At 69.0% G+C, this 11,024-nt stretch carries 9 protein-coding genes and 1 pseudogene; 9 read left to right on the plus strand and 1 reads right to left on the minus strand.

The features are described from left to right. The first annotated feature begins 117 nt into the window (after positions 1–117). The 9 genes from C463_RS11105 (at position 118) to C463_RS11145 (ending at position 10,190) form a co-directional block, all read left to right on the plus strand. On the plus strand, positions 118–924 hold the full coding sequence (locus tag C463_RS11105) for an alpha/beta fold hydrolase (RefSeq protein ID WP_049905843.1): 807 nt from the start codon (positions 118–120) through the stop codon (positions 922–924). A gap of 1 nt (position 925) precedes the next feature. Then, entirely contained in the window at positions 926–2,530 is a 1,605-nt protein-coding gene (locus C463_RS11110; RefSeq protein ID WP_008443792.1) for an AMP-binding protein, read from the plus strand. Between the two features lie 102 nt (positions 2,531–2,632). Continuing rightward, positions 2,633–3,334 carry a helix-turn-helix domain-containing protein gene (locus tag C463_RS11115; RefSeq protein ID WP_008443793.1) on the plus strand — a complete coding sequence of 234 codons (702 nt, stop codon included), beginning with the start codon at positions 2,633–2,635 and terminating at the stop codon, positions 3,332–3,334. Between the two features lie 203 nt (positions 3,335–3,537). Next, positions 3,538–4,974 (plus strand): ABC transporter substrate-binding protein, encoded by a 1,437-nt coding sequence (locus C463_RS11120; protein WP_008443800.1) that lies wholly within the window; start codon positions 3,538–3,540, stop codon positions 4,972–4,974. After that, on the plus strand, positions 4,974–5,894 hold the full coding sequence (locus tag C463_RS11125) for an ABC transporter ATP-binding protein (protein WP_008443801.1): 921 nt from the start codon (positions 4,974–4,976) through the stop codon (positions 5,892–5,894). Before C463_RS11120 ends, C463_RS11125 begins: the two co-directional genes overlap by 1 nt. After that, on the plus strand, positions 5,891–6,589 hold the full coding sequence (locus tag C463_RS11130; protein WP_008443802.1) for an ABC transporter ATP-binding protein: 699 nt from the start codon (positions 5,891–5,893) through the stop codon (positions 6,587–6,589). The genes C463_RS11125 and C463_RS11130 overlap by 4 nt, the downstream gene beginning before the upstream one ends. Continuing rightward, on the plus strand, positions 6,586–7,638 hold the full coding sequence (locus C463_RS11135; protein ID WP_008443803.1) for a branched-chain amino acid ABC transporter permease: 1,053 nt from the start codon (positions 6,586–6,588) through the stop codon (positions 7,636–7,638). The genes C463_RS11130 and C463_RS11135 overlap by 4 nt, the downstream gene beginning before the upstream one ends. A gap of 166 nt (positions 7,639–7,804) precedes the next feature. After that, positions 7,805–8,989, plus strand: a complete 1,185-nt coding sequence (locus C463_RS11140; RefSeq protein WP_080510824.1) for a branched-chain amino acid ABC transporter permease — start codon at positions 7,805–7,807, stop codon at positions 8,987–8,989. Positions 8,990–9,137: 148 nt separating this feature from the next. Continuing rightward, positions 9,138–10,190: a 3-oxoacyl-ACP synthase gene (locus C463_RS11145; protein ID WP_008443805.1), complete on the plus strand. Its 1,053-nt coding sequence runs from the start codon at positions 9,138–9,140 to the stop codon at positions 10,188–10,190. Between the two features lie 117 nt (positions 10,191–10,307). On the opposite strand, the pseudogene C463_RS17855 reads toward C463_RS11145, so the two are convergent. Next, a pseudogene (locus C463_RS17855) lies at positions 10,308–10,934 on the minus strand (IS1595 family transposase); the annotation flags it as partial. Positions 10,935–11,024 lie beyond the last annotated feature (90 nt).

Here is an 11,024-nt window from a genome sequence, read left to right on the forward strand (position 1 = left end):
GCGACCGTCACCCGCGACGGCCTTGAGTGTGGGTGGCGGGGCGCGCTCCCCGGTAGGGGGTGCGAGGTTGAAACGTTAACACGCGGATTGATGGACCGCGGCACGGTCGATCCGGGTATGCCAACTGTGACACGGGACGGCGTGGCGATCGACTACGCCGTCGACGGGGACCCCGACGGACCGACCGTGCTGCTGCTCGAAGGCCTCGGGTACGGCCGGTGGATGTGGCGGTGGCTCGCCGAGGCGTTGGCCGACGGCTACGAGGTACTCCGCCCGGACAACCGCGGAACCGGGGACTCCGACGTGCCGGAGGGGCCGTACACGGTGCCGGAGATGGCGGCCGACGCGGCCGCGGTTCTCGACGACCGCGACGCCGACGCGGTCCACGTCTGCGGCGCGTCGATGGGCGGGATGATCGCGCAGGAGCTGGCGCTCGCGGACGACCGCGTCGCCTCGCTGACGCTGCTGTGTACCTCGCCCGGGGGCGACGACGCGGCCCCGACGCCGCCGGAGGTCCAAGAGCACATCTTCTCCGCGCCCGAGGACGCGGATCCGCGCGAGCGGATCCGCTACCTGATGGAGCCCGCGGTCTCCGACGGGTTCTACGAGCGCGAGCCTGAACTCGTCGACCGGATCGTCGACTGGCGGCTCGCGGGTGACGCGACGCCGACCGGCCGCGAGGCGCAGGCGGCGGCGGTGGCGGCGTTCGACGCGAGCGACCGACTCGACGCGGTCGACGTGCCGACGCTGATCCTCCACGGGACGGCCGACCGGGTGCTCCCCGCGGAGAACGCGGAGCTACTCGCCGACCGCCTCCCGCACGCCGATGTCGAACTGTTCGACGGCGGGCCGCACCTCTTCTTCATCGAGGAGCGCGAGCGCGTCAACGACCGGATCCGGACCTTCCTCGGCGAGGTCGCCTGAGATGGCGACCGGAAACGACTCTCGGTCCGACGAGCGCGCGGAAGAGAGCGAGGACGGGGGCGACCCGCGACCGCACCCGCACGGCGACCGGGGGTACGAGTGGGTCGGGTCGCTGTCGGCGCGGCGGGCGCGGCTCTCGCCGGACCGCGTCGCCGTCACCGACACGGCCGCGAACGCCGAGTACACGTACGCGGAGCTGGACGAGCGCGCCAACCGGACCGCGCGCTTCTTCCGCGACGCCGGCGTCGAGGCGGGCGACCGCGTCGCCGTCGTCTCCCGGAACCGCGTCGAGCTCGTCGACCTGTACTTCGCGACCGGGAAGACCGGGTCGGTGCTGGCGCCGCTCTCGCACCGCCTCGCCGAGCGCGACCTCGCCGCGGTGCTGGGCACCGTCGACCCCGAACTGCTCCTCGTCGAGGCCCCGTTCGGCGGCGACGTCATCGACGCGCTGGAGCGGGCGGACGTCGAGCCCGCGGTCCGATCGATCCCGACCGACGGCGACGACGCCTGGCGACCGTACACCCGCGACCTGCCCGCCGACGGCTCGCCGGTCGAGACCGCCGACGTGTCGCTCGCGGACCCGCACCTCCTCTTACACACCGGGGGCTCGACGGGGACCCCGAAGGAGACGGTGATCAGCCACGGCGCGATCCGCTGGAACGCGTTCAACACGATCACCGCGTGGGGGCTCCGCGAGGACGACGTGACGCCGATGGTGTTCCCGATGTTCCACACCGGCGGGTGGAACGTGCTCACGGTGCCCTTCTTCCAGATGGGCGGGCGTATCCTGTTGAGCCCGGAGGTCGACCCCGGGCGGGTCCTGCGCGACGTCGAGCGCGAGTCGGCGACGACGCTCGTGGCGGTCCCCGCGGTGTTGCGGATGATGGCCCGGCACGACGAGTGGGACGACACCGACCTCTCATCGCTCCGGTTCGTGAAGAGCGGCGGCGGCCCCTGCCGAGAGAGCGTCATCGCGGCGTGGCGCGACCGCGGCGTCGAGATATCGCAGGGGTACGGCCTCACCGAGTGCGGGCCGAACAACTTCGCGATGCCCGACGACTTCCCCCAAGAGAAGACCGGGAGCGTCGGCGTCCCGGCGCTCGCGGTCGACGCGCGCGTCGTCGACGAGGACGGGCCGGTGCCGGACGGGACGGTCGGCGAACTCGAACTGGCAGGGCCGGCCGCGGCCGACCGCTACTGGAACGAACCGGCGGAGACCGCCGAGACGTTCGGCGACTGGGTGTCGACCGGCGACCTCGCGCGCGTCGACGCGGACGGCTACTACCACATCGAGGGGCGCAAGAAGAACATGTTCGTCTCGGGCGGCGAGAACGTCTACCCGCCCCGGATCGAGGACGCGCTCACCGACCACCCAGACATCGAGGAGGCGGTCGTGATCGGCGTCCCGAGCGAGCGGTGGGGGACGGTCGGGAAGGCGATACTCGTCGGCGACGAGTCGCTCACCCTCGACGACGTGGAGTCGCACCTCGCCGCTCGCGTCGCCCGGTACGGGGTGCCGAAGGAACTGGCGTTCGTCGACGAGATGCCGACCTCCGGGCCCTCGAAGATCGACCGCGCGGCGCTGAAAGAGCGGTTCGGCCGGTAGAAAGCGCTCACTCACCGACGTTCGGGTCCACAGCCGCTCTCGCGCGGTCGCTCCGCAATTCGCAGGAACAACCATTATATACGCGGAAGATAAGGAGGGGCCATGCTCGACGTCACGATGGATATGGAGCAGTTCGACTGCCCGTTCATCGACACCTCCGCGGACCACGACGTCTCTTTCTCCGCCATGCACTGGCAGTTGGACACGGCCGCAGAGCAGTTGGAGACTCGGCTGCTCGTCGAGTCGCCGGACCGCTACGAGCTCGGCGACGGGCTCACCGCGCTCCGCGACCACGAGAACATGGCCGAGTACAGCCTGTTCTCGAAGCAGGACGGGACGGCGATCATCCGGACCGTCATCGAGGAGACGAACGCGATGTCGACGATAACGGACCACGGCGGCTACATCACCGGGCCGTTCCTGATCGAGGACGGCTCCGAGCGCTGGCAGGTCGGCTTCGACGACGAGTCGACGACTGAGGCGGCGCTTCACGACTTGGAGAAGGGCAACGAGTTCGTCGTCGAGGACCGCTCGCAGCTCTCGATGGAGGCACTGTTCGATACGATGCGGAACGCGAACGCGGCCTCGACGATGCTGGACGCGTGCCGAGACCTGACCGACGTCGAGCGCGAGACCATCGAGTCCGCGGCCGACGCCGGTTACTTCGAGTCCCCGCGCGAGGCGACGCTGTCGACGCTCGCCGACGAGTTCGACGTCTCCACCGCGGCCGTCTCGAAGAACATGCGCCGCGGCGAGAAGAAGCTCCTCCGCAGCGTCGTCGCCGCGCTCGACCGGCTGGAATAGAGCCGGGCAAGGGGAACGCCGAGCGGAATTGCCAACGGGACTCCGAGCGGAATTGTGCGCGGGCGCCGCGAGAATCGATCGCGAAGCACGGTGGGCGAAAAACGCGGTTTCGGGGGCTGTATTCCGCGTATTCCGTCGGAACTGCGAGAACTGTTAACATCTTAACTCGGCCCTTCATAGTGGTGTCCGTCCTCGAGTAGTGTATGCGAGACGAACACACACGACGAGCGTATCTGCGAGGAACTGGGGCCGCGGTCGGCGCGGCCGGACTCACCGGACTGGCCGGCTGTTCGGGCGGGGGGGACGGCTCGGACGGCGGCGACGGGATGGACGGGGGAGACGGCTCTGACGGAAGCGGCGACGGGTCGGGCGGCGACGGCTCCGACGGGGGCGACCTCTCCGGCGAGACGGTCCGGATCGGCGCGCTCCAGCCGACCTCGGGGGACCTCCAGTACTACGGGCAGATCAGCCTCCGGGGGTTCTACTCCGGGCTGGCGTACAAACACGACCTCGACCCGATCGAGGAGGCCACGCCGGGCACGTACACGGTCGAGCCCGAGGGGGGGCCGACCTACGAGATCATCGTCGAGGACACCGGCTTCAGTCCGGACACGGCCCAGAGCGTCGCCACCGACCTCGTCTTGGACGAGGAGGTCGACATCCTGTTCGGGGGGACCTCCTCGGACAGCGCGCGCCGGCTCATCGACACCGTCGTCGACGAGACCGACGTGCCCTACCTCATCGGTCCGGCGGCCGACGCCGGCATCACGGTGAGCGACGAGTTCTGTCACCCGCTGGCGTTCCGCGCGAGCGAGCACACCGCGATGGACGCACGGGCGGGCGGCACGTACGTCGCCGAGAACTTCGACATCGACACGGTCGCGGTGTTCGCGTCCGACAACGCGTTCGGACAGAGCGTCGCGGAGAACTACACCCAGGTTCTGGAGGCCAGCGGGGTCGACGTCCTCGAACCGCGGTTCGTCGAGGTCGGCTACTCCGAGTTCGACGGGCTCTTCGAACAGGCGATCTCGGACGGCGCGACCGGTGTCGTCGGCGGCTTCACGGCGTCGACGCTGCCGCAGTTCCTCACGTCGGCCATCTCCTACGACGTCCAAGTGTTCGGCGGGTTCGCCGCCCTGCTGACGACGAAGCTCATCGGCGGCACCATCGAGTCGGCGCTGGGCGAGGACTTCACGGCGCAGGACATCAAAGACGCCGGGCTCGGACCGTTCACCAGCCGGTACCACTGGAACCAGTACGAGAACCCGATCAACGAGGAGTTCCGGCAGATGCACGTCGACGCGTACGGCATCGTCCCCGACCTGTTCAGCTCCGGGACGTTCACCGCCGCTTCGGCGCTCTCGCAGGCCGTCTCGGAGTCCGGCTCCACCGACGGGGCCGACATCGCGGACGCGCTGCGCGGCATGACCGTCGCTGACACCCCGAAGGGGACGGACGGGTACACGTTCCAAGAACACAACAACCAGGCCGCCTCGCAGATGACGGTCGCGTGGCCGGTGCCGACGACCGACGAGTTCGCCGACACGTGGGACGCGCCGATCATGCCCGGCGAGCCCCTCGAACGGCTCGACGCCGAGGACGTGATGGTGCCCGAAGGGGACGCAGGCTGCTCGCTGTAATGCTGCTGGAGACCGAGGGGCTCACGAAGCGCTTCGGCGGCATCACCGCCGTCGACGGCGTCGACTTCGCGCTGGAGACCGGCGAGCTCTGCTCGATCATCGGTCCGAACGGCGCGGGGAAGACGACGTTCTTCAACCTGCTCACGGGCGTGTTGGAGCCCTCCGACGGACGCATCCGGTTCGACCCGGAGAGCGGCGGAGACGCGGGGGGGGCCTCCGCCGGTGCCGACGGGACCGGTTCGGCGATCGACATCACCGCGGCCTCGCCTGACGAGACGGCGCTCGCGGGGATCCACCGGTCGTACCAGATCACGAACCTGTTCCCGACGCTGTCGGTGCTGGAGAACGTCCGCGTGGCCGCGCAGGCGAGCCGCGGGAGCGACTCGTGGAAGCTGTGGCGCAACGTGGCCGACTTCGAGGACCACTACGCGGAGGCGACGCGGATCCTCGAACGGATCGGGCTGGCGGGCGAGGCGGAGACCGTCACGCAGAACCTGAGCCACGGCGAGAAGCGCAGCCTCGAGATCGGCGTCGCGCTCGCGGGCAACCCCGACCTCCTCCTGCTCGACGAGCCGACCGCCGGCGTGTCGAGCGAGGGCGTCGACGACGTCGTCGCGCTGATCGAGGACGTCGCCGAGGACCACTCGGTGATGCTCATCGAACACAACATGGAGGTGGTGATGGACATCTCCGACCGGATCGCCGTCCTCCACCGCGGCGAGCTGATCGCCGACGGGCCGCCCGAGGACGTGCGCGGCGACGAGGCCGTTCAGGAGGCGTACCTCGGGGGATACGGTCGCGAGGGATCCGAAGCGGCGGGAGACGGTTCCGACGACGAAGCCACCGACGGAGACGTCGCCGACGGCGATGCCGCAGCCGACGGCGGCCGCCGCGTCCGCGCCGGGGGTGAGCCGCGGTGACGGCCCTCGAACTCGACGGCGTCCACACCTACTACGGCGAGAGCCACATCCTTCAGGGACTGTCGCTGTCGGTCGATGCGGGCGAGATCGTCGCCCTCGTCGGCCGGAACGGCGTCGGGAAGACGACGACGCTCCGGACCGCGCTCGGGCTGACGCCGCCCCGCGAGGGGACCGTCCGGTTCGGCGGGACGGACGTGACGGGGATGGAGCCCCACGAGATCGCCGCCCGCGGGATGGGGTGGGTCCCGGAGGAACGTCGCGTGTTCTCACATCTCACGGTCGAGGAGAACCTCCGCGTCGCCGCCCACTCGGCGGCCGACCCGGACGCCCGAACCGCGGAGTCGTACGAGCTGTTTCCGGCGCTCGACCGCTTCGCGGACAAGGAGGCGGGCGACCTGAGCGGCGGCCAACAGCAGATGCTCGCAATCGCCCGCGGCATGGTCGGTGACAACGACCTGCTGCTCGTCGACGAGCCGAGCGAGGGGCTCGCGCCCCAGATCGTCGAGGACGTCGTCGAGGCGCTGCGCGCGGCCTCCGCGGACACCACGATGGTCCTCGTCGAGCAGAACTTCCGGCTGGCGATGGATCTGGCCGACCGGTTCTACCTCGTCGACCACGGCGTCGTCGTCGAGGAGGGCGAGACCGCCGGCGTCACGAGCGATGACGAGCGAATTCGGAGGTACCTGACGGCATGAGCCTCGGACCGCTCGCCGCCGTCGTCTCGCAGATCGCACCGCTCGTCGATCCGAGCGCGCTCCTCGCGACCGGCGGCACGGTCGACGGGCTCCAGACAGCGGCCCGCGTGCTCGCCGAGGGGATCGGCAAGGGCGCGGTGTACTTCACCATCGCGGTGGGGCTGACGCTCGTCTTCGGGCTGATGGGCGTCCTCAACTTCGCGCACGGCGCGATAGCGATGGTCGGCGCCTACCTCGGCGGCCTGGTGCTCGTCCTCGTCGTCGGCGCGAACACCGGGACGCTCGCGACGATACTCGTGTTCTTCGTCGCGTTGGCGCTGGTGTTCGCGGTCACGACCGCCGCCGGCAGCGCGATGGAGGTGGCGCTGATCCGACCGATCTACGACCGCACGCCCACCTACCAGATCCTGTTGACGTTCGGCGTCTCGCTCATCATCGAGGAGTTCGCTCGGATCGTGTTGACCCTCCGCGGGATCCAGCCGAACCCGCAGTGGCAGGCGCCGATGGCCACCGCGCCCGACGTGCTGCTCGGCCGGACCGAACTGCTCGGGATCGGCGTCAGGCGGCTGTACCTCTTCGAGATCGCGATCGGCGCGCTCGTCGCGGTCGCCGTCTGGGCGTTCCTGACGAAGACGCTGTACGGGCTCTACATTCGCGCCGGCAGCGAGGACACGGAGATGGTCCAAGCGCTCGGCATCGACGTGCGACAGGCGTTCACCGTCGTGTTCGGTGTCGGGACCGGGCTGGCCGCGGTCGGCGGCGTCTTGCTGATGTGGGACCCCATCTGGGGGCCGAGCGTCCTGTTGAGCGTCGACGTGCTGTTGTACGCGTTCGTCGTCGTCATTATCGGCGGGCTCGGGAGCTTCACCGGCACGCTCGTCGCGGCCGGCATCGTCGGCATCGCCGACTCGGTGACGACGTGGCTGTTCACCACCGGGATCGTCACCTTCCCCGGCCTCTCCGAGGTGACCATCTTCCTCCTGCTCGTGGTGATGCTAATCATCCGCCCGCAGGGACTGTACGGCGTCGAGGAGGTGGGGGGCCATTAGCGACCCCGACCGCTCCGCCGACGGGGACGCCCCGGAGGACTCGGTCGACGCGGGCGCTCCCGTGGACGAAACGGACGCCCCCGTCGACGAATCGGACCCGATCCCGCCGTCGACCGCGACCGGCGGGCTCCGCGAGTACCTGCGGGACCACGCCGTTCACGCGGCCGTGATATTCGGGTTCCTGCTGTACCCGCTCGCCTACGAGGCGCTGTTGGCGACGCCGGCCGCCCCGTTCGCGGAGGCGTTCCTCCCCGCGGTCACGTTCATGATCGTGGTGTTGTACATGGGGCTGTTCGCGATGAGCTTCGACTTCGTCAGCGGCTACACGGGCTACCTCTCGTTCGGCCACGCGGCGTTCTTCGGTACGGGCGCGTACTTCGTCGTCCTCGCCGCGAACGGGCAGGTGCCGGGCGTCCCCGGCGGGACGCCGTTCATGATCACGCTCCTGCTCGGCGCGGTGGTAGCCGGGTTGCTCGCGCTCGTCATCGGGTCGGTGTCGTTCCGGCTCACGGGCGTCTACTTCGCGATGATCACGCTCGGGTTCGCGCAGGTGATCTACGAGCTGATCCGCTCGTGGGGGTACGTCTCGACGAACCCGACCGAGGGCGCGACGGTGAGCGGCGACGCGCTCGCGATCGGCGTCCCCTACGTCGACGCGCTCAGCCTCGACGTGGGGCGGCTCACCGGCGAGAGCGTCGAGAACCTGCTCGGGCTCGGGGTAGACCTGTCGGCGACGGTGGTCTCGTACTACGCGCTCGGGATCGTCGTGGTCGTCTGCTACTTCGCGATGCAGCGGATCATCCACTCGCCGTTCGGGCGCGTGATGATCGCGATCCGCGAGAACGAGGAGCGAGCGCGCGCCGTCGGCTACCCGACCTACCGGTTCAAGCTGGCCGCGTTCGCGGTCAGCGGCTTCTTCGGGGCGATCGCGGGCGGCATCTTCGCCGCCTACTCGCGGTCGGTCGCGCCAGACGGGACGTTCTACTTCCTCGTCACCGCCGACGCGCTGATCACGACGATCATCGGCGGGTTCGGCACCCTCGCGGGACCGATCTACGGGACCCTGTTCACGCAGGGGCTGGAGGACGTCCTCTCGACGGAGAGCGGCGGCGTGGCGACCCTGCTGCGAGAGCGGCTCCCGGAGAGCGTCCTCCAAGCCGACCTCTTCGGGATCAGCCTGGAGCTGTTCGTCAACACCGCGGTCGACGGGCGCGCCCCGCTGTACCTCGGGATCGTCTTCGTGCTGTTCGTGCTGTTCGTCCCGAACGGTATCCTCGGGACGCTGCGCGACCGGCTCGGCGGCACCGTCGGGAAGCGGCTCCCGGACCACCTGCGGCGCTACTTCCGGTAGCGTCGCGGGCCAGCGGCGCAGCGGCCCTCGTCGCGCCGAGAACGCGGGACGGGCCGGACTCTGACACACGACACATGATCGAAACCACGAGACACGGCGAACCCACGCGACACGACCAAACGGGCCGAACGCGGCACCGGGGAGGAGCATGACCGTCGGAATCACCGGGGTCGGGACCTACGTCCCGGACGAGACGATCACGGGCGAGGCCATCGCGGCCGAGAGCGGTATCCCCGAGGCGGTCGTCGTCGAGAAGATGGGCGTCCGCGAGAAGCACGTCTGCCCGCCGGACGGCGACCACGCGACCGACATGTCCGTGACGGCGGCCGAGCGCGCGCTCGCGGACGCCGACGTCGACCCGACCGACCTCGACGTGGTCCTCTATCACGGCTCCGAGTACAAGGACCACGTCGTCTGGTCGGCCGCGGCCGCGATCACCGACCGGCTCGGCGCGACGAACGCGTACGCGACCGAGAGCTACACGCTGTGTGCGGGCGCGCCGATCGCGCTCCGACAGGTGACGGCGCAGCTGGAGGCCGAACCGATCGACACCGCCCTGCTCGTCGCCGCGAGCCGCGAGGAAGACCTCGTCGACTACGGCAACGAGGGCAGTTCCTTCATGTTCAACTTCGGCAGCGGCGCGAGCGCGTTCGTCGTCGAGGCGGCGGACGAGGAGTCGGAAGACGATGAGACCGCCCCCTTCGACGGTCGCGCTCGGGCGGCCGTTCACGCGAGCGCGGCCGAGACCGACGGCTCGTTCGCCGACGACGTGGTGATGCCGGCGGGCGGGTCGAAGCGCCCGCCGAGCGAGGAGACGGTCCGCGAAGGGCTCCACACCCTCGACGTCCCCGACCCGGACGGGATGAAAAAGCGACTCGGGCCAGTCTCGTTGCCCGCGTACCTCTCGGTCGCCGACACCGCGCTGGAGCGGTCCGGGTTCGACCGCGACGACCTCGACTTCGTCGCGCTCACGCACATGAAGCGGTCGTTCCACGAACGCGTCCTCGACGAACTCGGCCTCGACCCCGAGAGCGACGGCTACTACCTCGACGAGTACGGCCACGTCCAGAGCGTCGACCAGGCGCTCGCGCTGGAGCAGGGCGTCGAGACGGGCCGCCTCGAACCGGGCGACCTCGGCTGCCTGCTCGCGGCCGGGACGGGGTACACGTGGTCCGCGACCGTGATCCGGTGGCGAGGCTGATTATTTATAAATAGCGAGGTGCCTCGCGTTCCCCCGACCCCGCGGCTATGAACGCCTTTGCGCGGCTTCGGCCGAAACGGACGTTCGTTTACGCTCTTGTGTAGCACATTGTTGATTTCAGAGAGTTGCTTTGACGGCGTGTTTGAGTGCTTCTCGTCCGGGTTTGCGGTAGAGCTCTCCTCTGAGTTGGAACACTCAGAAATACTGTGTGAGGCGATCGTTTGAGATGCCTCGATGCGGCGAGAGCCACCGTCGCGCCAGCGACGCGTGGCTCTCGCACGTGTTCACGTGGATCGTGTCGTCGGCGTATTCACCGTCACCGTAAACGACGTATTCACGCTCAAAACTCTCGTCTTCCTCGAGTGTATCGTACGCGCGAAATCCGTCGGTATAGACGGTGAGAGGCTCCTGCTGGCAGCCAGCCAGCAGGAGCCGGATCGTCGATTCGTCTGCGGATTTCGCCGGCACGAGATACCGCTGCTCGGTGCCGCGATCCACGAGAACAAACANGATCGTCGATTCGTCTGCGGATTTCGCCGGCACGAGATACCGCTGCTCGGTGCCGCGATCCACGAGAACAAACACCGGCGGTTTGTCTTTTTTCATACGTCCCGCGCCCGCGTGTGCGGGGCCGCGAGAGTGCGACCATCAGTCGCGCTCGCGGCATTTCAGGCCGGCAGAGACGTAGAACTCGTCAATTTCAACCAGACCACGGAGATCGAGTGACGGCGCGTCGAGCGCTTCGGTAGTACCTAGCGTAACTTTTGAAGATAGTCACCGAGGTGATCATCGATCCAAGAGGCTGCGAAACTAATCTGAGCTGTAAGCTTCTCA

The sequence above is a fragment of the Halorubrum californiense DSM 19288 genome (assembly GCF_000336875.1).
In the GTDB taxonomy this organism is placed as follows: domain Archaea; phylum Halobacteriota; class Halobacteria; order Halobacteriales; family Haloferacaceae; genus Halorubrum; species Halorubrum californiense.

Bases quoted from the DNA above. Each gene is read 5' to 3' on its own strand.
- C463_RS11125 (WP_008443801.1), top strand. From the start codon at position 4,974: ATGCTGCTGGAGACCGAGGGGCTCACGAAGCGCTTCGGCGGCATCACC.
- C463_RS11145 (WP_008443805.1), top strand. From the start codon at position 9,138: ATGACCGTCGGAATCACCGGGGTCGGGACCTACGTCCCGGACGAGACG.
- C463_RS11105 (WP_049905843.1), top strand. From the start codon at position 118: ATGCCAACTGTGACACGGGACGGCGTGGCGATCGACTACGCCGTCGAC.
- C463_RS11115 (WP_008443793.1), top strand. From the start codon at position 2,633: ATGCTCGACGTCACGATGGATATGGAGCAGTTCGACTGCCCGTTCATC.
- C463_RS11135 (WP_008443803.1), top strand. From the start codon at position 6,586: ATGAGCCTCGGACCGCTCGCCGCCGTCGTCTCGCAGATCGCACCGCTC.
- C463_RS11120 (WP_008443800.1), top strand. From the start codon at position 3,538: ATGCGAGACGAACACACACGACGAGCGTATCTGCGAGGAACTGGGGCC.
- C463_RS11110 (WP_008443792.1), top strand. From the start codon at position 926: ATGGCGACCGGAAACGACTCTCGGTCCGACGAGCGCGCGGAAGAGAGC.